18 protein-coding genes are annotated in these 20,951 nt (G+C 69.3%); 5 read left to right on the plus strand and 13 right to left on the minus strand.

Annotated elements, in window-relative coordinates:
• Nucleotides 1-76: 76 nt before the first annotated feature.
• The gene (locus MFF06_RS15745; protein ID WP_238205606.1) at nucleotides 77-1,855 is read right to left on the minus strand and encodes a glucan ABC transporter ATP-binding protein/ permease; all 1,779 of its coding nucleotides are present in this window, start codon (nucleotides 1,853-1,855) and stop codon (nucleotides 77-79) included.
• 264 nt (nucleotides 1,856-2,119) lie between these two features.
• Here MFF06_RS15745 and MFF06_RS15750 point away from each other — a divergent pair, with 264 nt between their 5' ends.
• Together MFF06_RS15750 and MFF06_RS15755 are read left to right on the plus strand one after the other, a co-directional pair.
• The gene (locus MFF06_RS15750) at nucleotides 2,120-2,893 is read left to right on the plus strand and encodes a motility protein A (RefSeq protein ID WP_238205607.1); all 774 of its coding nucleotides are present in this window, start codon (nucleotides 2,120-2,122) and stop codon (nucleotides 2,891-2,893) included.
• 45 nt (nucleotides 2,894-2,938) lie between these two features.
• Nucleotides 2,939-3,772 (plus strand): OmpA/MotB family protein, encoded by an 834-nt coding sequence (locus tag MFF06_RS15755; RefSeq protein WP_238205608.1) that lies wholly within the window; start codon nucleotides 2,939-2,941, stop codon nucleotides 3,770-3,772.
• A gap of 19 nt (nucleotides 3,773-3,791) precedes the next feature.
• On the opposite strand, the gene MFF06_RS15760 is transcribed toward MFF06_RS15755, so the two are convergent.
• A complete protein-coding gene (locus tag MFF06_RS15760) occupies nucleotides 3,792-4,262 on the minus strand; it encodes a CAP domain-containing protein (protein WP_238205855.1) in 471 nt (156 codons plus the stop codon).
• Between the two features lie 167 nt (nucleotides 4,263-4,429).
• Nucleotides 4,430-7,123 (minus strand): DUF3772 domain-containing protein, encoded by a 2,694-nt coding sequence (locus MFF06_RS15765; protein ID WP_238205610.1) that lies wholly within the window; start codon nucleotides 7,121-7,123, stop codon nucleotides 4,430-4,432.
• A 544-nt stretch (nucleotides 7,124-7,667) separates the two neighbouring features.
• Here MFF06_RS15765 and MFF06_RS15770 point away from each other — a divergent pair.
• Nucleotides 7,668-8,216, plus strand: a complete 549-nt coding sequence (locus MFF06_RS15770; RefSeq protein ID WP_238205857.1) for an HNH endonuclease — start codon at nucleotides 7,668-7,670, stop codon at nucleotides 8,214-8,216.
• Here MFF06_RS15770 and MFF06_RS15775 read toward each other — a convergent pair whose 3' ends face one another.
• The 3 genes from MFF06_RS15775 to MFF06_RS15785 all read right to left on the minus strand — a co-directional run bounded on the left by MFF06_RS15775 (nucleotide 8,217) and on the right by MFF06_RS15785 (nucleotide 10,339).
• Nucleotides 8,217-8,462, minus strand: a complete 246-nt coding sequence (locus MFF06_RS15775) for a hypothetical protein (RefSeq protein ID WP_238205612.1) — start codon at nucleotides 8,460-8,462, stop codon at nucleotides 8,217-8,219. It lies immediately after the preceding gene.
• Between the two features lie 26 nt (nucleotides 8,463-8,488).
• Nucleotides 8,489-9,241: an outer membrane protein gene (locus MFF06_RS15780; protein ID WP_238205614.1), complete on the minus strand. Its 753-nt coding sequence runs from the start codon at nucleotides 9,239-9,241 to the stop codon at nucleotides 8,489-8,491.
• Between the two features lie 219 nt (nucleotides 9,242-9,460).
• Nucleotides 9,461-10,339, minus strand: coding sequence for an outer membrane protein (locus MFF06_RS15785; protein ID WP_238205615.1), 879 nt, complete (start codon nucleotides 10,337-10,339; stop codon nucleotides 9,461-9,463).
• Between the two features lie 247 nt (nucleotides 10,340-10,586).
• Between MFF06_RS15785 and MFF06_RS15790 the strand changes: the two genes are divergently transcribed.
• Nucleotides 10,587-10,931 carry an MmcQ/YjbR family DNA-binding protein gene (locus MFF06_RS15790; protein ID WP_238205859.1) on the plus strand — a complete coding sequence of 115 codons (345 nt, stop codon included), beginning with the start codon at nucleotides 10,587-10,589 and terminating at the stop codon, nucleotides 10,929-10,931.
• Nucleotides 10,932-11,292: 361 nt separating this feature from the next.
• Here MFF06_RS15790 and glmM read toward each other — a convergent pair whose 3' ends face one another.
• From glmM to MFF06_RS15820, 6 genes are all read right to left on the minus strand, one after another.
• Nucleotides 11,293-12,633: a phosphoglucosamine mutase gene (gene glmM, locus MFF06_RS15795; RefSeq protein WP_238205617.1), complete on the minus strand. Its 1,341-nt coding sequence runs from the start codon at nucleotides 12,631-12,633 to the stop codon at nucleotides 11,293-11,295.
• 358 nt (nucleotides 12,634-12,991) lie between these two features.
• Entirely contained in the window at nucleotides 12,992-14,914 is a 1,923-nt protein-coding gene (gene ftsH / locus MFF06_RS15800) for an ATP-dependent zinc metalloprotease FtsH (RefSeq protein ID WP_238205619.1), read from the minus strand.
• A 63-nt stretch (nucleotides 14,915-14,977) separates the two neighbouring features.
• Nucleotides 14,978-16,042 carry a tRNA lysidine(34) synthetase TilS gene (tilS, locus tag MFF06_RS15805; protein WP_238205621.1) on the minus strand — a complete coding sequence of 355 codons (1,065 nt, stop codon included), beginning with the start codon at nucleotides 16,040-16,042 and terminating at the stop codon, nucleotides 14,978-14,980.
• On the minus strand, nucleotides 16,039-17,073 hold the full coding sequence (gene ybgF, locus MFF06_RS15810) for a tol-pal system protein YbgF (RefSeq protein ID WP_238205623.1): 1,035 nt from the start codon (nucleotides 17,071-17,073) through the stop codon (nucleotides 16,039-16,041). The genes tilS and ybgF overlap by 4 nt, the downstream gene beginning before the upstream one ends.
• Before the next feature lie 160 nt (nucleotides 17,074-17,233).
• Complete coding sequence (gene pal, locus MFF06_RS15815; protein WP_370876516.1) at nucleotides 17,234-17,758, minus strand: peptidoglycan-associated lipoprotein Pal; 525 nt, start codon at nucleotides 17,756-17,758, stop codon at nucleotides 17,234-17,236.
• Between the two features lie 222 nt (nucleotides 17,759-17,980).
• A complete protein-coding gene (locus MFF06_RS15820) occupies nucleotides 17,981-19,003 on the minus strand; it encodes a WcbI family polysaccharide biosynthesis putative acetyltransferase (RefSeq protein ID WP_283207283.1) in 1,023 nt (340 codons plus the stop codon).
• Nucleotides 19,004-19,107: 104 nt separating this feature from the next.
• Here MFF06_RS15820 and MFF06_RS15825 point away from each other — a divergent pair, with 104 nt between their 5' ends.
• On the plus strand, nucleotides 19,108-20,175 hold the full coding sequence (locus MFF06_RS15825; RefSeq protein ID WP_238205627.1) for a GSCFA domain-containing protein: 1,068 nt from the start codon (nucleotides 19,108-19,110) through the stop codon (nucleotides 20,173-20,175).
• Nucleotides 20,176-20,199: 24 nt separating this feature from the next.
• On the opposite strand, the gene MFF06_RS15830 is transcribed toward MFF06_RS15825, so the two are convergent.
• Nucleotides 20,200-20,928: a helix-turn-helix transcriptional regulator gene (locus tag MFF06_RS15830; RefSeq protein WP_238205629.1), complete on the minus strand. Its 729-nt coding sequence runs from the start codon at nucleotides 20,926-20,928 to the stop codon at nucleotides 20,200-20,202.
• Nucleotides 20,929-20,951 lie beyond the last annotated feature (23 nt).

The raw sequence follows: 20,951 nt of genomic DNA on the forward strand, positions 1-20,951 counted from the left end.
AGCCGATCCCTGACGTGAGAAGGCCCGGGTGATCCTGCGATCACCCGGGCCTTCGTGTCTTGCGACGGTGAGTGCGTCAGGCCGCCAGGGCCAGGCGATCCTCGTCCTCTTCCGCCTGCGCGGCCATGAACTGGGCGCGGGCGAGTTCGGCGAAGCGACCGTCCTGGGCGACGAGGTCGTCGAAGGTGCCGGCCTCGACGATCCGGCCCTCGTGGAACACCAGGATGCGGTCGGCATCGCGGATGGTCGAGAGGCGGTGCGCGATCACGAAGGTCGTCCGGCCCTCCATCACCGCTTCCAAAGCGCCCTGGAGCTTGCGCTCGGTGGCCGCGTCGAGGGCCGAGGTGGCCTCGTCGAGGATGAGGATCGGCGGGTTCTTGAGCAGCGCCCGGGCGATGGAGAGGCGCTGACGCTCGCCGCCGGAGAGAGAGCGGCCGCGCTCGCCGATCACCGTGTCGAGACCGTCCGCCTGCCGGGCCATGAACTCGCCGGCCTGCGCTTTCTCCAGCGCCTCCAGCATCTCGGCATCGGTGGCCTCGGGGCAGCCGACCTGCAGGTTCTCGCGGATCGAGCGGGCGAAGAGCATCGGCTCCTGGAACACCACGCCGATGTTGTGGCGCAGGGAGGAGAGGGCGACGTCCCGCACGTCGAGCCCGTCGATGCGGATGGCGCCGGAGGCCGGATCGAAGCTCCGGTGCAGCAGGCCGAGCGTGGTCGACTTGCCCGAGCCGGTGGTGCCGACGAGCGCCACCGTCTCACCGGGCTTGGCCGAGAACGACACACCGTCGAGCGCCTTGCGCCGACCGTCGTAGGAGAAGCGCACGTCATCGAAGGTGACCTCACCCTCGAACCGGGCGACCTGCTTGGCGTGCGGCCGGTCGGCCACGGCGGGCACCGTGTCGTAGATCGCAAAGAACTCGGCGATCTTCGGCGCCTGCTGGAACAGGCCGTTCACGAAGCCGACCACGTGGTCGAGGCGCGAGACGAAGGCGGTGGCGAGGCTCATGAAGGCGACGACCTCGCCCACCGTCGTGGTGCCGGCCTGATAGAGCGAGATGCCGGTGACGAAGATCGCGGTCATGGTGATGGTCGCCGAGGCCCGGGTCGCCACGTTGGCGAGCGCCCACCAGGACAGCACCGGGATCTGAGCGGCGAGAAGCTTGGCGATGATGTCGCGCATCGCGTCCTTCTCGGCCTTGGCGCGGGTGAAGGACTGGATCACCGCCACGTTGCCGAGCGCGTCGGAGGCGTGGGCGGCGAGGCCCGAATTGAAATGCTCCACCTGGCCCTGAAGGGTCTCCGTGCGGCGCATGACGAAGGTCGTCAGCGCGGTGAAGGCGAGGACCAGCACCACGAGGATCGAGCCGAGCTGCCAGTTGATGAACAGGGTCATCGGCAGGAGCACGCCGAGGGAGACAAGGGCGACGAGGTGGTCGCGGAAGAAGCCGAGCCACAGCCACGCCATGCCGTTCGTGCCCTCCAGCATCGCCTTGAGCACGCGGCCGGAATGGTTGGCGGAGTGGAAGGCCAGCGGCAGGTCGAGGACATGCTCGAAGAAGGCCGCCATGCTGGAGAGGCGGTTGCGGTGGGACAGCCGGTCGGAATGCAGCGCGATGAACACGCCGGCCCCGATGGTAAAGAATCCGAAACCAACCCAGGCCAGGATCAGCGGCAGCATCTGCGACATGGCGTTCCCGCCGCGCTGCAGGTGCGTCAGCCCATCGATGATGCGGCCCATCAACAGCGGTTCGGCGAAGGCCGCCACCGCCAGGAGCACATTGGCGAGCGCCAGCGAAATCGCCAGCCGCCGCTCGGCCTTCAGGAAACCCAGAACCCGTCCGTACAGACGAACCATCGAACCGCTCCGCCGCCGGCCCCGCCCTTCCGGGTCGTGGACCGCCCCAAGCCACGTCGCGCAGGCAATACCCGCTCCGGGGCCATCGCCCCATGCGACGAAGAGCTTATGGCGCCTTCCGGCTGAACGGGCGATGACGGGCGAGGACAGGAGTCCGCTCAACTTTACGCTTCATTCACCATGCCGACCTAACGCTGCGGTCGGGTACGCCGCATCCTGCGCCTCGGGGCGTGCCCGCCGCTCCGCCCGTCGAGTCATCGTCCCATGGATTTAGCAACCGGATTCGGGCTGGTCGGCGGTGTGGGCGTGGTCTTCGCGCTGATCATGATCGACGGCGGCAACTTCGCCGCCTATTTCGACAAGCACGCGGTGATCGTGATCTTCGGCGGATCGGTCATGGCGACCATCATCCGTTTCCCCTTCTCGACCATCGCCCACGGCCTGCCGATGGGCCTGCGCTACGCCTTCACCATGCGCTCGGTGAAGCCGCAGGACCTCATCGAGGAAATCACCAGGATCGCGGAGGTCGTGCGCAAGAGCGGTCCTATCTCCCTGGAGAACATGGAGATCGGCGATCCCTTCCTGGCCCAGGGCGCCCGCTATATCGCCGACGGCTACGACCGAGAATTCATCCGCGACGCGATGGAGCGCGACCGGGACAACTTCCTGATGCATCTCGACGAGGGGTCGAAGATCTACCGGGCCTTCGGCGACTGCGCGCCAGCCTGGGGCATGATCGGCACGATCCTCGGGATGGTGACCATGTTCGCCAACATGTCCGATCCCTCAAAGCTCGGCCCGGCCATGGCGACGGCGCTGCTCGCGACGCTTTATGGCGCGCTCATCGCCAACCTCGTGACCCTTCCCATCGCCGACAAGCTGCACGTCAAGCTGGAGGAGGAGGATGTTTCCCGCTCGCTGATCATCGACGGCATCCTGCTGATTCGCGACCAGAAGAGTCCGACTCTCGTGCGTGAGATGCTTGTCGCGTATCTGCCGCACAACCACCGCCACGCCCTCGAGGAAGCGGCGGCGTGAGTGGACCGGCCGTCCCGCCGCCTGGCAGCCCGGGAGGGTCCTGACGTGGCGAGGAGGAAGCGCGGCGGCGCGCATGGTGGCCACGGCTGGTTCGTGACCTTCGCCGACCTGATGGCGCTCCTGATGAGCTTCTTCGTCATGATCGCCGCCTACTCGACCCAGGATCAGAAGAAGCTCCAGCTCGTGGCGGGCTCCATGCGCGACGCCTTCGGCGTGACGAAGGAATCGCGCTTCGCCGGCATCACCGAATCGGATGGCCTCCCCGCGGCGGACAAGCTGAAGAACCTCCGGGACATCCCGCCCGAGCTGGCCACCGACCGGACCACGCCCCCGCTTCTCGACAAGAGCGCCGCCGACGGCCTCCCCGATGCGGGGCAGGCCGAGGCCTTCGGCCTCGCCGCCGCCTCCCTGCGTCAGGCGATGCAGGACCTGCCGGATTTCGCGGAGGTGTCGAAGAACGTGGTCATCGCCCGCACCGACAAGGGTCTCGACGTGTCGATCGTCGACCAGGACGGGAGGGCGATGTTCCCGGAGGGCTCCACCCGGCCGACCGACCTGACCCGCCGCCTCCTCGAAAAGCTCGCGCCCGCCCTGCGCAAGATGCCCAACCGGATCGTGATCACCGGCTACACCGCCAGCGACCGGCCCGGCCGCCGCCCGGCGGCGCCCCCGTGGGAGCTCTCCGCGAACCGGGCGATCAGCGTCCGCGAGATCCTGGCGGGCGCGGGCGTGTCCGACGACCGGTTCAGTCAGGTGGCGGGCAAGGCGGATACGGAACCGCTCTTCCCGGACGACCCGTTCATGCCGGCCAACCGCCGCGTGACGATCACCCTCCTCAAGGAGGCGCCGCCGACCCCCGTCATCAGGGGCCTGCCCTGACGGCGGGGGACCCGGAGGCTCACTGGGCCGTCAGCAGCGCCCAGTAGACCTTGTACTTCGAGCCCGGCGCATAGGCGGTGGCGATTCCCATCCGGCCGGCCTTGGGGTCGAGCATCGTCGCGTTGTGGGGCGGGCTGTCCCGCCAGCCGGAGAAGGCCTCGGCCAGGGTATGGTAGCCCGCCGACAGGTTGGCGTTCACGTCGCGGTAGCCGAGGCGGGTCACGGCGGCCTTCACCGTCTGCGCCTGGCTCGGCCGGTCCGCCGCCGCCATGGCGGCCACCTCGGTCTCCGCCAGCTTCTGCAAGTCCGGATCGACCGTCAGGGGAGCAGCCCCATGGTTGCGGCGATAGGACGAGATCATGTCGCGCGCCGAGTCGACGTCGAGTTGCGCGGTGTTGGAGGCGAGCGGGATGTAGATGCTCGGCAGGGCACTTGTGGTGGTCGGCGCCTCCTTGGCGCAGCCGCCGAGGAACCCGAGGCCGCCTGCCATCAGGGCGGCCACCAGAGTGGCCGGTCCGCGCCGCTTCAGCACCGGAGCCCGTGTCGTCCTGTCCGCCATCGCCCTGCGTCATCCCGTTCGACGACGGGATATAGGGATCCCGCCAACGGTCTGCATCCCACGCGAGGGTTAGGACGCCGTCACCGGCGCCTGGGGCCTCAAGCCCCGGTGCCTCGCCGCCGCTCGCGCAGCGGCTCCTCCTCGGGAAGCGGGGCGGCCTGCTCGGGCGGCGTCGGCCGCACGAAGGATTTGGCGATCTCGCCCATGGCGCTCTGCATCCCGTCGAGGCCCTGGATCGTGACGATGCTCGAACCGGGCCCCATGGGCGGGATGAAGCCGCCCTCGGTCAGCGTCTTGAAGACGGAGAAGTTGAGGTCCGTCTGCACCTTCAGGCCGAGGCTCACGTCGCTGATCCAGGCGAGGAGCTCGAACTCCAGGAACGGGTCGCCGATCTTGCGGAAGACCACGCGGGGCGGCGGATCCCGCACCACGTCGGGGTGGGCGGTGGCGCAGGCTGTGATCACCTCGGCGGCCCGGACCGGATCCTGGTTCCGGAGCACGCTGACGGTGAGCGAGAGGCGGCCGGTGCGGTCGCCCCGCACCCGGTTCTTCACGATGCCGGAGATAAGGTTCGAGTTCGGTACGATGACCGCCGAGCGGTCGAAGGTCTGGATCTCGGTGGAGCGCACCGAGATCCGCTTCACGATGCCCTCCGAATCGCCGATCACCACCTGATCGCCGACGCGGATCGGCCGCTCCCACAGGAGCAGCAGGCCCGAGACGAAGTTGTTGACGATGGACTGGAGGCCGAAACCGATACCGACCGAGAGGGCGCCGGCGACGATGGTGAGCTTCTCGAGGCTCAGGCCGAGATACGAGAAGGCCAGCGCCAGGGACAGCAGGAAGCCGATATAGCCCGCCACCGTCGTGATCGAGTTGCGCAGCCCCGCATCGAGGTCGGTCGCCGGCAGGTAGGTCTGGTCGAGCCATCGGGTGATGGCCTTCGTCACCACCACGCCGATCATCAGCACGCCGATGCCGAAGGCGATGGAGGAGAGTGAAATCGTCACGCCGCCGAACTGGAAGCCGAAGAAGGCCTGCCGGACGGAGGAGACGAGATCGGTCGAATCGAGCCCCCAGGGCGCCAGAATCAGCAACGCCGCGAGCAGGATGAGCACCACGCGGGCCGCGCCGGTCGTCAGCACGGAGATCTGGTTGAGGGAGCGCTTGCGCAGGCCGGTATTGGCCTGGAGCGCCGTGGCGAGGCGGCTGCCATCCACCAGCGCCCGGCCGATGAAGACCTCCTCGCTCTGCACCAGCAGGTAGAGCAGCACGAGGATGCTCGCGGCCCAGATAATCTGTTCGGTCAGGAAGCTCGCGAGCGCCACGTATCCGCCGAGCGCCGCCACGCCGATCACCGCCACGGCCACCCATCCGACGAGCCGGGCCGGGCCGCCGATGCCGGTGGTGGTCTTGGTCGGCACGTAGGGGCCGAAGCAGGCTTCCTCCTCTTCCTCGGTGTCGGCGAAGCGGTGCAGGCCGATGGCGAGGATGAGGGCGGTGGCCAGGGAGCCGATGCCCCGCGTGGCGATGGAGATCGGCAGGGCGGCCGAGATGCCCGTGTTCAGGGCCTCCACCGATTTCACCACGGTGGCGATGGTGGCGATGCTCACCGCGAGGAGCTTCAGGCGCGTGGCCGCCGAATCGCTCACCGGCGTCGGCCTCCAGGACGGCTTGTCCGGGCTGAGGAGACCGTCGCAGAGCGCCTCCACCGCCGCGATAAAGGCGAGGCCGAAGAGGATGGCCGCCGCCACCGGCAGGAGGCGGGAAGGCAGGAGATCCGTGGCGTCCAGGGCATAGTAGACGGCGTAGGAGCCGGCCACCGCGGGCACCGTGCCGACGAGGATCACCCGCCACGCGCCGAGGAGCTTGTCCCGGCGGGACGGCTCGGTCTGGCTCTCGTCCCGGCGGGCGGCCCGGGGGGCGATGTTCCGCCGCCCGAAATACAGCGCGATGGAGACGCCGAAGGCGAGACCGAGGAGCAGCAGGTTGCCGATGCTGCCGTTGCGGCCGAACAGGACGCCGATATCCTCCACGGCGCTCTGCACGGAGCGCGTGTCGCGGGGGATGTCCGCCATCACCTTCGCCCACAGGCCAGGACTCGCCAGGGGCTGGGTACGGTGGAACAGGTCGCGGGTGAAGGACGCACGCCGCCGGTTGGAGACCCGGTCGATCAGCTGATCGCCCTGCACCACCAGGGATTTGGCGAGGCGCTGCGCCTCGTCGATGCGGTTGACCGCGGCCTCGCGCTCGGCCCGTTGCTGGGCCACGTCGCCGCTTTCCTCGCCCTCCTTCGGCTTGGGGCCGAGCTGCGTCAGGCGCTCCCGTGCCGCCGCGAGGGGCGCATCCAGGCGGCTGACGACGTCGCGCACCTTGTCGGTCTCGGCCGCCACCGCATCGCGGATCGCCGTCAGGTCGGTGGCGGACAGGTCCTTGGCGCCGAGTTGCTTCTCGCTGTCGTCGAGCACGGCCTTGACGTGATCGAGGGTGGCGCGGACCTCCTTCGCCTGCTCCGACATCGCCGCGGGCGGCACGACGGGCTTGGCGGGCGCGGCCTTCTCCTCGGCCGGCTTGCCGTCCGCCGGCTTCGCATCTGCTGGCTTGCCATCCGCCGGCTTGGCCGGTGCGGTCTGGGCGGGCGGCGCGCTCGTCGCCGGCGCCGGCTGGGCGCGGGCAGGATCGGAGGCGGCGAGGCCGAGGGATGCCGCAAAGGCGGCCAGGACGACGAGCGACGCTGGGAGAAACCGGCGCGGGCCGTGCGGCGTGGTCACGCGCACTGGCGACAACAGCATGGGCAAACCTTTCGACGGACGGCCGCTGCGCCCGTGAGGGCAGGGCCCCGGTCTGGACCGGCGGAAATGCGGCCGGCGGGCCGCGCAGGCCCGCTGCTTCGCCAGAGCAATACGGCGAAAGCACGCCCCACCCAACCCCCGGACGGGCAGGTCAGCGTCCCGCATCCTGCCTGTGGGTGCGTCCCCACGGCAGAAAGTCGAAGCTTCACAAGGGTGTCACGGTGGGATTAGATGAACGCCTCATGGACAGGGCCTTCTCGTTATCACGCGAAGGGGCGCGGCCGGCGGTGACGATCACCCGGCCTGGCCGCGTACCGGATCCGAGTACCTTCCCCGGCGACGCCGCGCGCCGGATGCCTGCCCTGTTGCACGCCACTCTCCCGAAATCGCCCCCGCGCGAACCCGGCGACGACCCCAGCCCCCGCGGCTGGGCGCGGCGCCGGTCCCCCGTCCCGTGTGCCCGCAGAGGCGGGTCACGGTCCGGGCGCGGGACGCTCCCCGCGCGTTGGACGCGCCAGAGATAGCCGTGAGCGAGACCGCGCCGATGATGGATCTCCAAACCCTCGTTCTGAACGCGGATTATCGGCCGCTCTCGTACAATCCCTTGTCCTTGTGGTCGTGGAAGGACGCCTTCACGGCCCTGTTCCTCGATCGCGTGACGCTGGTGGCGAGCTACGACGTGGAGGCGCGCTCGCCCTCGCGCTCGCTGAGGGTCCCGAGCGTCGTGGCGTTGAAGAACTACGTGGCCCTCGCCCGCAGCCCGGCTTTCACGCGGTACAACATCTACCTGCGGGACAGCTTCGCCTGCCAGTACTGCGGATTGCGCCTGCCCTCGGGCGGCCTGACCTTCGACCACGTGGTGCCGCGCTCGCGGGGCGGCCTGTCGAGCTGGGACAACGTCGTGGCCGCCTGTTCGCCCTGCAACCTGCGCAAGGCCAACCGCACGCCGGAGGAGGCGGAGATGCCGCTCCTCAACCCGCCGCGGCGGCCGACGCGATACGAACTGCACCACCGGCAGCCGGAATTCGACCACCGGCAATACCACCACACGTGGCTCGACTATCTCTACTGGGACAGCGAGCTCGAAACCTGATCAACGCCAGGATGCGCCGAACGCCGGCCGCCGGGGCGGCTCATTGTACATCGGCACGTTGTGGTTGCGCGGCAGGTAGCCGCTGACGATGGCAGGCGGCAGCGCGCGGACGGGACGGCGAATCACCCGCTCTCGGTAGGGCAGGGGCTGTCCGAAGGCGTCCTCGAAGGCACTGGCCGGGCCGGCCGTGACGCCGAGGGCGAGGGCAGCCAGGACGAGGCGCCGGGCTTGTGGACGACGGGACATGGCGAGACCTCCGGGCGCCGACGCGGTCAGAACTTGACGGCGGCACCGCCGCGGATGGTGTTCATCTGCGTGAAGCTGGCGTTGTTGTTCTCGAAGTTGATGTACTGGTACTCGCCGCGCAGCACGACGTTCGGCGTGATGGCGTAGTCCATGCCGATGCCGACCGCGAAGCCGCCGATGGTCCGGGTGGTGTTGCGCTGCTGCAGGGTGGTGAAGGGGCCGGTACCCGAAGAGAGCGTCTGCGACGAACTCCACTGGCCGATTGCCGCGCCGGCGGTGATGAACGGCAGGAAATTGTCCATCGCGTAGCCCGCCCGGACGCGGACGGTGCCGTAATCGCTGATCCCGCTGCGGTTCACGCCCACGAAGGTCGCCGCGCCCGGAAGCAGCGGCTGGCCGACGATCCCGGCGGTCGTGGCCTGGAATCCGCTATGCGTGTAGTCGGCTTCCAGGCCGACCACGACATTGTCGAACTGGGCATTGTATCCGGCGTAGGCGCCGTAGCTTTCGCCCCTCGCACGGCTCGTCCCCAGGACGATCGGATCAGTGTAGGGCGCCGCGCCGGGGAAGGTCAGCGCGTAGTTCGCGCCGGTCCCGCGCCGGTTGAACGATCCGGAGGTGTAGCCACCATGGCCGCCGATATAGACGCCGCTCCAGTCGATCACCGTCGCGACGGGTGGGTCGTAATCCGAGCCGCGCAGGTAATCGTAATCGAGATCGGCCGCCCGGGCGGTGCCGGCGGCACCGAGGACCATCAGCGACAGGAGTACTTTACGCATCTCAACAACCCCCAGGGCTTCGAAGCTGAGAAGCTTTCACGCCACCCCTCGGTGGTACTAGAGTAACCTTAATCAACGGTTGCGTGTGCTATTCCAAGGCATTCGAAAGTCGGAAAAAGTCGTGTCCGACGCCTGTTCGACGCTGCCGTACGGTCGTCGAAAACGGCAAACGGCGCGGGGGTGACCCGCGCCGTTGAATGCCCGACCTGGGCCGGACGATCAGTACTTGCGAACCAGCGGCTCGGGCATCAGCGGCGGCAGCGCGGCGACCATCGGGGCGCCGAGGAGGTAGCGGAAGCCGAGCTTGATGTCGTGCGCTTCGAGGTTGCGCGCCTTCACCACGGTGGTGCAGGCCGTCGTGATGCTCGCGTCGAGGCAGGTCAGGACGCCGGTCTTGGCATGGCCGGTGTTGAGGTAGCGGTAGGCGAGTTCCACCTTGAAGTTCGGCGTCACGTCATACGCGAGACCGGCATGGAGCGCCCAGGCGAAGCTCTCGGTCGTGCGGGCCTTGAAGATGCCGGGCGAGGTCGGCAGATTGTTGACGAACGGCTCGTAGAAGCTGATGGTGCCGCTGTCGGTCCAGCCCGAGAAGCTGTTGAGCGCCACGCCGACACCGCCGCCGACGAAGGGCGTGATGCCGTACCACGTGCCGATATCGAAGTAGCCGTTGGCGAGGAAGACGCCCGCGTTGTAGTGCCCGTTGCTCAGGTTGAAGACGCGGGCATAGTTGCCGGAGCCGGCGGCACCGAAGTCGATGAAGCTGCCGAAGCGCAGATCCGTGGAGCGGAACTCGCCGGTGATGTCGGCCCGGAAGAAGTTGTTGAACTGGTAGCCGACGCCGACGCCGCCGAAGAAGCCGCCACCCTGGCTGCTGTTGAAGAAGTTCTTCGTCAGGCCATCCGTCGCGCTGTAGGTCGGCGCGGTGTAGACGCTCGCGCCGACATCGCCGCGCAGGTACCAGGCTCCGGCGAACTCGACGGCCGGTGCCTCGGGCGGGGGCGGGGGAAGCAGGTCGGCGGCGGAGGCGACGCAGGGGGTGCCGAGGACCGCGACGATCGTCGCGACGCGCGCCACACTCGGAAACTGCAGGCGAGCCATAAGGATTCCTTCACTCTTGTCGTGTGCCGGAAGTTCAGGGCCGGCTCCTTCACATCCGACAGAATGGAGAAGACGTCTTAAATCAGCCTTAACGTTAAGTTTTATCCGTGTTTCACAGTGCGCGCCCTGCGCGAACTGTTGACGATGTGTTAAATCGTAGTGGCAATGCAGTGTGCGGCGAAGATCCGGAAATGAAATCTGCCCCGTTTCGAGATCGGGACCGAATGAAGGGGTGGGGCGCCGAACAATGATGGTGAACGAGGCGCGAGCACTCGCGGAGCTTCTTCCGGCCACGGTGGTGGGCGCCCATCGCGGCAACCCGGATTTTCGTGTCGGCGGCCGGGTTCTGGCGACGCTTTGGACGGAGGAGGAACGCCTCGTCTTACGGCTCAACCCGGAGGATCAGGCGCGTTTCTGCGACGCGGAACCAGACCTGTTCATGCCGCTCGACGGCGCATGGGGCCGCCGCGGCTGGACGAATCTCGATTTGATGGTCTGCGACGAGGAGATTCTCCGGGCCGCGCTCCTCGCCGCGTGGCGCACCACCGCGCCGCCGGACCTCGTCACGGCCTATGAGGGACGCTTGGCCTAGGGCTGCTTCGGTTCGATCCGGGGCGCCTGCTTCGGCACGTTCGCGAGCGAAGTGAGGAAATGTGGGGATCCGCCACGTTCGGTCAGGTCCCGCTGCCCTGGATCGCTCTGCTGACGCTCGCAAAGACGGGGCGGCGGTGGTCCAAGTCTTCGCGAAAACAAGTCTTCGTGAAAACAAGTCTTCGCGAGAAACCGCTGTAGCCGCAGCCGTTCGCGTCGGCTTACGTCGCTGTGCTCGCAAAGAGGTCCAGGGATCCGGCGCCGGATGTGGATCCCTTCGATCGCCCACGGCCGGGAAAAGCCCGGCGCCGAGGCTTGCCGAGGCGGGGCACGGCGCGGTTGCCATGCCCCGGGACCCTGCCTCAGGCCGCGGCCCGCGCCACCGCCTGCACCACCTCGTCCACCACCTCGGTGACGAGGCCGCGATCATCGCCTTCCGCCATCACCCGGATGACGGGCTCCGTGCCGGAGGGGCGGATCACCAGCCGGCCCGAATCGCCCAGGCGCTCGCGGGCGTGGGCGATCGCGGTCACGACGCTGTCCTGCCGGAGCGGCTCGCCGGACGCGTAGCGGACGTTCTTCAGGATCTGCGGCAGCGGATCGAAGCAGTGGCAGACCTCGCTCACCGGCTTGCCGCTGCGCTGGACCACGCTCAGCAATTGCAGCGCCGCCACCAAGCCGTCGCCCGTGGTGGTGTAGTCCGACATGATGATGTGGCCGGATTGCTCGCCGCCGAGATTGTAGCCGTGCTCGCGCATGTGCTCTAGCACGTAGCGGTCTCCCACCGCCGTGCGCGCGAGGCCGAGGCCGAGGCCGCCGAGGAAGCGCTCCAGGCCGAGATTGGACATGACAGTCGCCACGATGCCGGGCTGGGTCAGACGCTCGTCCTCCTTCCAGGACCGCGCCACGACGGCCATGAGCTGGTCGCCGTCCACCACCTGACCCTTCTCATCGACGATCAGCACCCGGTCGGCATCACCGTCGAGGGCGATGCCGATATCCGCGCGGCGCTCGCGCACCATCTCCACCAGGGCCGTCGGCGCGGTGGAGCCGACGTCGCGGTTGATGTTGAAGCCGTCCGGCTCGACGCCGATGCTGATGACGTCGGCTCCGAGCTCCCACAGGGTCTCCGGGGCGACGCGGTAGGCGGCGCCGTTGGCGCAGTCGACCACAACCCGCAAGCCTTCGAGGGTCACGGAGCGGGGGAGGGTGCGCTTGGCGAACTCGACATAGCGGGCGTGGACGGACTCGATGCGCTTGGCGCGGCCGAGATCGGAGGAGCCCACGAGCTTCTTGTTCAGCTCGGCGTCGATCAGCGCCTCGATCTCCCGCTCGACCTCGTCGTTGAGCTTGAAGCCGTCGGGGCCGAACAGCTTGATGCCGTTATCCTCGTAGGGGTTGTGCGAAGCCGAGATCATCACGCCGATATCGGCGCGCATGGAGCGGGTGAGCATGGCCACTGCCGGCGTCGGCACCGGGCCGAGCAGCAGCACATCCATCCCCACGGAGGTGAAGCCGGCGACGAGGGCCGTCTCGATCATGTAGCCGGACAGGCGCGTGTCCTTGCCGATCACCACCCGGTGGCGGTGGTCGCCGCGCTGGAAGACGAGACCCGCCGCCTGACCGACCTTGAGGGCCAGCTCCGGCGTGATGATCCCATTGGCCCGGCCGCGGATGCCATCGGTTCCGAAATACTTGCGCAACGTCGCGTCTCCGATGCCCGTCCGGGCGGGCCGAGGCATGGGCCGAAGCGCGTGCCAAAACGCGATCGAACGCCTGGGCCGGGAAGAATAAAATGTCCCACGGATCGCTCCGGGACAATCCTGTTCGAAATACGGCGGCCACGAGCGTCCGCCTCGGGCGAGCCGCAAAGGCCGAGCCGGCGGATCGTCGCCACGCGTGTACTCATTGCGTCACCTGCCGACCGAGGCAGGATCGGACACTCCGGGAACACCGGTCGAGGTTTGTCACCGGACCTCGCGCAGGGCGCTAGGTCGATGGTGGGCCACAACGAAAAGGAGCGCCCGTAGGCGCCCCTTCCGTCCATATGGCACTGATTCGTCAGGCCTGCGGCTGAGGCTCGTACCCGCCGTCGCTCTCCTTCGGCCGCCCGCGGCCGGCGGAGGGCACGGAGGACGACCGGGCCGGCGTCGAGGGCGTGTCGCCACCATCCCGGATCGGCGGCTGCCCCTTCAGCAGGTTGCGGATCTCCTCGCCGGACAGGGTCTCGTACTCAAGCAGACCCTGGGCCAGGGATTCCAGATCGTCCTTGCGCTCGGCGAGGATGCGGCGTGCCTCCTCCAGTCCGGCTTCGACGAGACGGCGGACCTCGGCGTCGATCTTCTGGGCAGTGGCCTCCGACACCGATTGCTGCCGGCCCATGGACATGCCGAGGAAGACCTCGTCGTTGTTGTCGCCGTAGGCCACGGTGCCAAGCTCCGGGCTGAAGCCCCAGCGCGTCACCATCATCTTCGCGAGGCGGGTGGCCTGCTCGATGTCGGACTGGGCACCGGAGGTGACCTTTTCCGGTCCGAAGGTCATCTCCTCGGCGATGCGGCCGCCCATCATGATCGCCAGCCGCGAGGTCATCTGCTCGAAGCTCATGGAGAGCTTGTCGCGCTCAGGCAGCTGCATGACCATTCCGAGCGCCCGGCCGCGGGGGATGATCGTCGCCTTGTGGACGGGATCGGTCGCGGGGACATTCAGGGCCACGATGGCGTGGCCGCCCTCGTGATAGGCGGTGAGGCGCTTTTCGTCCTCGGTCATGACGAGGGTCCGCCGCTCGGCGCCCATCATCACCTTGTCCTTGGCGTCCTCGAACTCGTGCATCGTCACGATCCGCTTGCCGCGCCGGGCGGCGAGCAGGGCCGATTCGTTCACGAGGTTCATCAGGTCCGCACCGGAGAAGCCGGGAGTGCCGCGGGCGATGGTCTTCAGGTCGACGTCAGGGGCCAGCGGCACCTTGCGGACGTGGACGCGCAGGATGCGCTCACGGCCGGTAACGTCGGGATTCGGCACCATGATCTGGCGGTCGAACCGGCCGGGACGCAGCAGGGCGGGGTCCAGCACGTCGGGACGGTTTGTCGCCGCGATGATGATGACACCCTCGTTCGCCTCGAACCCGTCCATCTCCACGAGGAGCTGGTTCAGGGTCTGCTCGCGCTCGTCGTTGCCGCCGCCGAGGCCGGCGCCGCGATGACGGCCGACCGCATCGATCTCGTCGATGAAGATGATGCAGGGCGCGTTCTTCTTCGCCTGCTCGAACATGTCGCGAACGCGGCTCGCGCCGACACCCACGAACATCTCGACGAAGTCGGAACCCGAGATGGTGAAGAACGGCACGTTGGCCTCACCCGCGACGGCGCGGGCGATCAGGGTCTTACCCGTGCCGGGCGGGCCGACGAGCAGCACGCCGCGGGGGATGCGGCCGCCGAGCCGCTGGAACTTCTGCGGATCGCGCAGGAACTCCACGATCTCCTGTAGGTCCTCCTTGGCCTCCTCGACGCCCGCGACGTCATCGAAGGACACGCGGCCATGGGCCTCGTTCAGGAGCTTGGCCTTCGACTTGCCGAAGCCCATCGCCCTGCCGGCGCCGGACTGCATCTGACGCGACAGGAACACCCAGGCGCCGATGAACACGAGGATCGGCAGCCAGCTGACCAGCAACTGGATGAACCACGGGGTGTTGTCCGACGGCGGACGCGCCGTGATCTGTACACCCTTGCCCTGGAGCTTGGTGACGAGGTTCGGGTCGTTCGGCGCGTAACTCGTGAAGTTGCCGCCGCCGACGTAGGTGCCGGAGACGTCCTGGCCCGAGATGACCACGGACTGGATCTTGCCGGCATCGGCGTCGTTGAGAAGCTGGCTGTAGGCGATCTCGCTGCCGCCGCCCCGATGCCCTGGATTCTGGAAGAGCGTGACGAGGGCGAGCACAAGCAGGAAGATGACGACCCACAAGGCGAAATTGCGGAAATTCGGGTTCATCGATCCATCCTTGGCGCGCACGGTCCCCCAATGGCCTTCGCGCAATCGCGCCGGCCTGTCCGCTCACGCCTCGCCAATGTAGGCGGGGGGGTCATCGTTGCCAAGTAAGGCGGGCGAGGGTGCCGCACTCCCGGCAGTCTTCCGGGGAGGAGCGGGGACAATCGTCACGCATCGCGTCGCGTCCACCGCCACGGCGAGCCCGGCCAGCGTCCGGCGCACCGTCCCTCCCTGGCGAAGGGTCGGCAACAGCGTTCCGAGGACAAGGGCTTCGAGTCGTTCGAGGCGTCGCGGGGCACCCCCCGAGCGGTCGAGGGCTTGGTCGATGCAGCGCAAGGCCACGGCGTCCGGCAACGCCGCCAGGATGCGACCGTCGAGCCGCAGGCGGGCTCCCCCGCACGGGAGCGAGGTGGCATCGAGGGCGTCGGCGGCCGCCTTCCGCAGGGCGGCCTCGTCCCGGGCGGCCCGTTCCGCCAGACGCGCCAGCCGGGCGCCGGTGAGCCCTTCGGCCGCAAGGGCCGCGGCCGCCCCCCGCAGCCGCGCGCGGGCGAAGCGGGCATCGCCGTTCGACGGGTCGCGGAGGTAGGGCAGGCCGCGCGCCTCGCACCACGCGACGAGGGTAGCCTTGTCGAGGCCGAGGAACGGGCGGCCGAGGACGAGGCCCGGCGCGAGGGGGCGCTCGGGACGCATCCCGGCGAGCCCGGCCAGGGCGCTGCCGGATGCGAGGCGCATCAGGACCGTTTCGGCCTGATCGTCGCGGGTATGGGCGGTGAGCATTAGACCCGCGCCGCAGGTTGCCGCGTGGTCGACGAGCAACCGGTAGCGCGCCTCCCGCGCCGCGTCCTGCAGGCCGGTCAAGGGCTTGGCGCCCATCCATGGCAGGGTCGCGTGGGGAAGGCCCAGCGCGGCGGAGGCCCGCGCCACGGCGTCGGCCTCGCCGGCCGCCTCCGGACGCAGGCCATGGTCCACCGTCGCGACCCGGAGGGACGCCGCTGCCTGGAGCGCGGCAGCGGCGTGGAGGAGGGCGGTAGAATCGGGGCCGCCGGAGACGGCCAGGAGAACCGTGCCCGCCCGGGACCCGTCGAGCCAGGGGCGAAGCGCGTCGAGGACGGGGTCGCCCGCCCCGCTCACGCGGCGCAGCGGGCGCGCTTCTGTTCCCGCGTCACGTTCTGCCGGACGTTCGCCCCGGCATTAGGAAACTTCCGCTCCAGTTCGGCCAGCGTCGCGCAGGCCTGTTCCTTCGCGCCCAGCGCGTTGAGGGACACGCCGAGCTTCAGCATCGCCTCCGGCGCCTGCGACGAGCGGGCGTAATCGGTGGAGACCTTGAGGAACTGCTCCGCCGCCTCGCGGGTCCGGCCGCGGGCGAGGTAGCTTTCCCCGAGCCAGTAGGTGGCCCCCGCCACCCGCCCGTCGCGGGGATGAGACTGGATGAACTGCCGCAGGCTCATCTCCGCCTGCTCGTATTGCTTGGCGCGGACCAGCTCCACGGCGGCGTCGTAATCGGGCTCGGCATCGCCCGGCCGGATGGCGGCGATGCTGTCGGCGGAGCGCGCGGTGGGGTTGATGGCGCCGGTGCGGCGGGGCGGATTCAGGTCCACCGGGTCGTCGTAGCCCTCGGACCCGGCGCCGTTGTCGTCGATGGCGGCACGGGGCAGGGGAACGCCGCCGTCCTCGGCGTCGGCCTCGGCGGAGCCGCGGGCGGGAAGCGGCGCCGAGGGCGCCGTCATGCCGAGTTGCTGGGGCGCGCCGGGCGCATTCGGATTCTCGGAGGGGTCGAAGGCGTCGCCGCGCTTCTCGCGCTTGGCGGGGGCCGGGGCGAAGCCCGGATTGCCGCCGTTCACTGGGCCGGCCGAGGGCGCGGGCGCCGTCGTCGCGGCGGGGGCCGGAGCGCGGGACGGCTTGGCGGCCGGGGCGGCGCCGCCCGCGCCGCCCTTACCCTCGTTGAAGCGGAAATCGACATCCTCCTGGAACTTGCGCAGCTGCTCCTTGAGCTGCCGGTTCTCGTACTGGAGGGTTTCGATCTGCCCGGCCATGGTCCGGGACTGGCTTTCGAGGCGGCCCAGCCGGACCACGAGTTCGGAGGCGTCCTGCGCGGCCGCGGGGCCGAGCAGGGCCGGCAGCATCACAGTCGCGGCGAGGAGGGTGCGGAGGCGGAATGGCATAGGGCTCGGCTTGGGGCTCGGCTTGCAATCGAGAGGCAGTGCCAAGCCCTAAGGGCATGGCCCGGTGCGCTCCCCCGCGCCGAACCGGCATCCGCTTCGAACGGGGAGCGCTCTAACAGAAGCGCTCCTCCGCGGCAAAATGACGGCCGAGCCTCGCTTTTCAGGCGCCCGCGCCGCGATCGAGCACGATCACCGCGCGACGGTTCTGCGACCAACAGGAGATGTCGTTGCAGACGGCGACCGGGCGCTCCTTGCCGTAGGAGACCGTCCGCATCCGGTTCGCGCCGATGCCGCGCGAGGACAGGTAGTCGAGCACCGACTGTGCGCGGCGGGCGCCGAGGGAGAAGTTGTATTCGCGGGTGCCGCGCTCGTCGGCATGGCCTTCGATCAGGAAGGTGTAGCGCGGGTAGCGCTGGAGCCAGGCGGCCTGCTTGTCGAGGGTCGCCGTCGCCGTGGGGGTGAGGTCGGTGGAGTCCGATTCGAAGAAGACCCGGTCGCCGACGTTGACGACGAAGTCCTGCGCGCTGCCCGGCACGCCGGCACCGCCGTTGGCCCCGTTGGCGCCGTAGCCCGAGGCGTCGGCGAGGCTGTCGGCATCCTTGCTGCACGCCCCGAGGCCGAGGGTGGCCAGGACGGTGAGGCCGAGGGCGGCGGCGCGCAGGCGCCGGGTGTTCATCGCGGGCATCGTCTTCATCAAGCTCCTCGAGCGGTGCCGAAGGCCGGCTAGGGGTCTTCGAGGCGAAACCGCGGACGCGTGTCTGCGTCCCCTCCTACGCCGGGATGGTTAAGCGCGGGTTGTCCCCAACACAGTGGCGACGCATCCGCCGATCCGGCGCGTCGCGGCGTGCGGCGACGCACCCGCCCCGCTTGAAGAGCCCCCGAATGCGGCTGCCTCGCGGCGGACCTCTCAGCCGTGCCGGAACAGCGCGACGATCTCCGGCGTGGCGAGCCATGTCTCGACCCGCGGACAGCGCAGGGCCTCGGGCGTGCTGGCGTCGTACAGAGAGAAGCTCGCGGCCAGAAAACCGGGCAGGTCGTAGAGCACGGGGAACCCGTCCCCCCGGGCGCGCGCCTTGAACAGATAGGCACCCTGCGCACCGAACTGCCCCGCCACCGGTGGATAGACCGGCCAGATCACGTCCTGGGCCAACTCGTCCCCGATATAGTCCTCCACCTCCACCGCCATCGGCTCGATCCCGGCCTGCCGCAGCAGCCGCTTGGCGATGTCGCCGAGGACGAAGGCCTTCGGGTGGTTCATCAGGTGCATGAACACGCCCCGCCGTGCCCAGCGGGTCAGTTCCCGGTCCAGGGGGAAGTCGATCTGTGCCGAGGCCGCGAGCAGCTCGTGCGCGGCGGAATTCCAGTGGTCGAGGTAGCCGAGCCGCGCGAACACGTCCTCCCGGAACAGCGCGGCGGTCCGGGGCACGTCCAGCTTCAGCCGGTGGGCCGTCAGCGCGATCGCCGAATGATACTGCCCGAGGGGGGAGGGGGCGAGCTTCAGCGCCGCGAGGTCCGAGGCGGCACCGGCATAGACCATGTCCGGATGGAAGGCCGAGAAGACGATGGACGGCACCGGGGCCACCCGCGGATCGCGCTCGCGCAGCCGCTCGCTGCCGCCGCCGGGGAGCAGGCCCTCCGGGAAGGCTTGGCTGAAGACGAGATCGTGGGCCCGCACCGTCCGGACGAGGCCATCGAGGTCGCCGTGGTCGCGCCTGAGGGAGCCCATCGACAGGTAGCGGACGGGGCTTGCCGGCGCGAGCAGCTTCAGCGCGCGCGCCATGCCCCGTGCCTGGCAGTTGCCGAGGATCGCGATCGACGGCCCTGTGCGGGGCGGCTCGTCCCGCGCGCGGTTCCGCCATGCTGTCGCCCAGGAGGTGGCCGACAGGGACAAGGCGCTACGGGCGCGGCGGGGCAGATCGTTCAGGGCCAAGGTCTGGGCCGAGGTCGGGCCCGAAGTCAGGGCCAGGTGGCGCGCCGGTCTTGAGCGGAGAGCGGTGGCGACGTAGTCCGCCCGTGGAGTGAGAAGGGTCAGAGATGGCGTTGAATCCTTATACGGGTCTACCGGCCGAGCGATTCTGGCGCAAGGTCGTGACCAACGTGCCGCCCTTCGCCGTGAATCCCCACCCGAAGGACAGTTTCGCCATCGCCCCGACCGACAAGGTCGCCACGGGCGGATCCTGCTTCGCCCAGCGCGTGGCCGAGGCGGTGCGCGGCGCCGGGTTCAACTACTACCTGACCGAACCGCCGCCCCCCGGCATGGGCGAGGCGGAGGCGAATGCCCGCCAGTTCGGGACCTTCTCGGCCCGGTACGGCAACCTCTACTACACGCGCCAGTTCGTGCAGCTCTTCGACCGGGCCTATGGCCGCTACGAGCCGGAGCTGACCGCGTGGCGCCGCGACGACGGGCGCTTCGTCGATCCCTTCCGGCCGACCGTGGAGCCCGGCGGCTTCGCCACCGAAGCCGAGGTGATCGCTGCGCGGGACGCCCACCTTGCCGCCGTCCGCCGCCTGTTCGAGACCCTCGACGTCTTCGTCCTCACCCTCGGGCTCACGGAGGGCTGGCGCTACCGGGCCGACGGGGCGGCCCTTCCACTGGCGCCCGGCGTCGCGGGAGGGGAGTTCGATCCGGCGCTCTACGAGTGCGTCAATGCCGGAGCGGCCGAGGTGCTTGCCGACCTGAACGGCTTCCTCGACCGGCTCTGGAGCGTGAATCCGGCCGCGCGGGTGATCTTCACGGTCTCCCCCGTGCCGATGATCGCCACCTACATGGACCGCCACGTGATGGAGTCGAACAGCTACTCGAAGTCGGTGCTGCGGGTGGCGGCCGGCGAGGTGGTGGCCCGCAACGACCCGAGGGCCGTGTATTTCCCGGCCTACGACATCGTCACCAGCAACGTGAATGCCGGGCGCTACTACAACGAGGACCAGCGCACCATCAACGATGCCGGCGTCCGCCATGTGATGCGTCTGTTCCTCTCCACCTTCGCCCGCGAGCGGGCCGCCGCCGCGCCTGTCCAGGCACCGGTGGACCTCGCCGCGGAGTTCGAGGGCAATGCCGGGGTGATCTGCGACGAGGAGGAGATCGAGCGCAGCGTCGCCTGATCGCACGGGCGGTTCTCTGCCGGGTCAGGTCGCGCCGACGGAGGCGATCGCGGGTTGCGCTGCCTTGAGCTTCGCCTCCACGAGGCTCCGCCGCCATCGCGCCCGGAGCAGGGCCGGCCGGATGCCGTGCCGCTCCTCGAGGAACTCCACGCCGACCACCCTGTCGGTGCGGAAATGCCGGAAGTCCTGGCGGAGCTCGCACCACGCCGCCAGGATCCGCGCCTGTTCGAAGTAGCCGACGAGCACCGGCACGACGGTGCGTTCGCTCGTTTCGCCCCGCACGTCGCGGTACCGCAGGCGGATCTTGCGCCCGTCGCGAATCCAGGCCCGCGTCCGCGCGAGGTCGATGCCGTCCCGCGCGACCGCCGCGCCCGGCGTGGTGACGATGGACGGCTCGACGATGAGCGGGCGCAGGTGCTCCGGCACCACAGCGGTGATCTTGGCGATGAGATCGAGCGCCGCCCGGGCCAGGACCAGATCGCCGCGCCCCGCGACCCATTGCGCGCCGAGCACGGCCGCCTCGACCTCGTCCTGGGTCAGCATCAACGGCGGCAGATCGAAGCTGACGCCGAGCACGTAGCCGAAGCCGGCCTCGCCCTGGATCGGCACGCGCTGGCCGATGAGATCGGCCACGTCGCGATAGATCGTGCGCGGCGAAACCTCCAACTCACGGGCGATGTCGGCGGCGGTGACCGGGCGCGACGAGCGCCGCAGGATCTGGATGATCTGGAAAAGTCTGTCGGCCCGCCGCATCGCCCGTCTCCTACTGACAGGAT

Source organism: Methylobacterium aerolatum, assembly GCF_022179085.1.
GTDB classification, from domain to species: Bacteria; Pseudomonadota; Alphaproteobacteria; order Rhizobiales; family Beijerinckiaceae; genus Methylobacterium; species Methylobacterium aerolatum.

Bases quoted from the DNA above. Each gene is read 5' to 3' on its own strand.
- MFF06_RS15745 (WP_238205606.1), bottom strand. From the start codon at position 1,855: ATGGTTCGTCTGTACGGACGGGTTCTGGGTTTCCTGAAGGCCGAGCGG.
- MFF06_RS15750 (WP_238205607.1), top strand. From the start codon at position 2,120: ATGGATTTAGCAACCGGATTCGGGCTGGTCGGCGGTGTGGGCGTGGTC.
- MFF06_RS15760 (WP_238205855.1), bottom strand. From the start codon at position 4,262: ATGGCAGGCGGCCTCGGGTTCCTCGGCGGCTGCGCCAAGGAGGCGCCG.
- MFF06_RS15765 (WP_238205610.1), bottom strand. From the start codon at position 7,123: ATGCTGTTGTCGCCAGTGCGCGTGACCACGCCGCACGGCCCGCGCCGG.
- MFF06_RS15770 (WP_238205857.1), top strand. From the start codon at position 7,668: ATGATGGATCTCCAAACCCTCGTTCTGAACGCGGATTATCGGCCGCTC.
- MFF06_RS15775 (WP_238205612.1), bottom strand. From the start codon at position 8,462: ATGTCCCGTCGTCCACAAGCCCGGCGCCTCGTCCTGGCTGCCCTCGCC.
- MFF06_RS15780 (WP_238205614.1), bottom strand. From the start codon at position 9,241: ATGCGTAAAGTACTCCTGTCGCTGATGGTCCTCGGTGCCGCCGGCACC.
- MFF06_RS15785 (WP_238205615.1), bottom strand. From the start codon at position 10,339: ATGGCTCGCCTGCAGTTTCCGAGTGTGGCGCGCGTCGCGACGATCGTC.
- MFF06_RS15790 (WP_238205859.1), top strand. From the start codon at position 10,587: ATGATGGTGAACGAGGCGCGAGCACTCGCGGAGCTTCTTCCGGCCACG.
- ftsH (WP_238205619.1), bottom strand. From the start codon at position 14,914: ATGAACCCGAATTTCCGCAATTTCGCCTTGTGGGTCGTCATCTTCCTG.
- ybgF (WP_238205623.1), bottom strand. From the start codon at position 17,073: ATGCCATTCCGCCTCCGCACCCTCCTCGCCGCGACTGTGATGCTGCCG.
- pal (WP_370876516.1), bottom strand. From the start codon at position 17,758: ATGCCCGCGATGAACACCCGGCGCCTGCGCGCCGCCGCCCTCGGCCTC.
- MFF06_RS15825 (WP_238205627.1), top strand. From the start codon at position 19,108: ATGGCGTTGAATCCTTATACGGGTCTACCGGCCGAGCGATTCTGGCGC.
- MFF06_RS15830 (WP_238205629.1), bottom strand. From the start codon at position 20,928: ATGCGGCGGGCCGACAGACTTTTCCAGATCATCCAGATCCTGCGGCGC.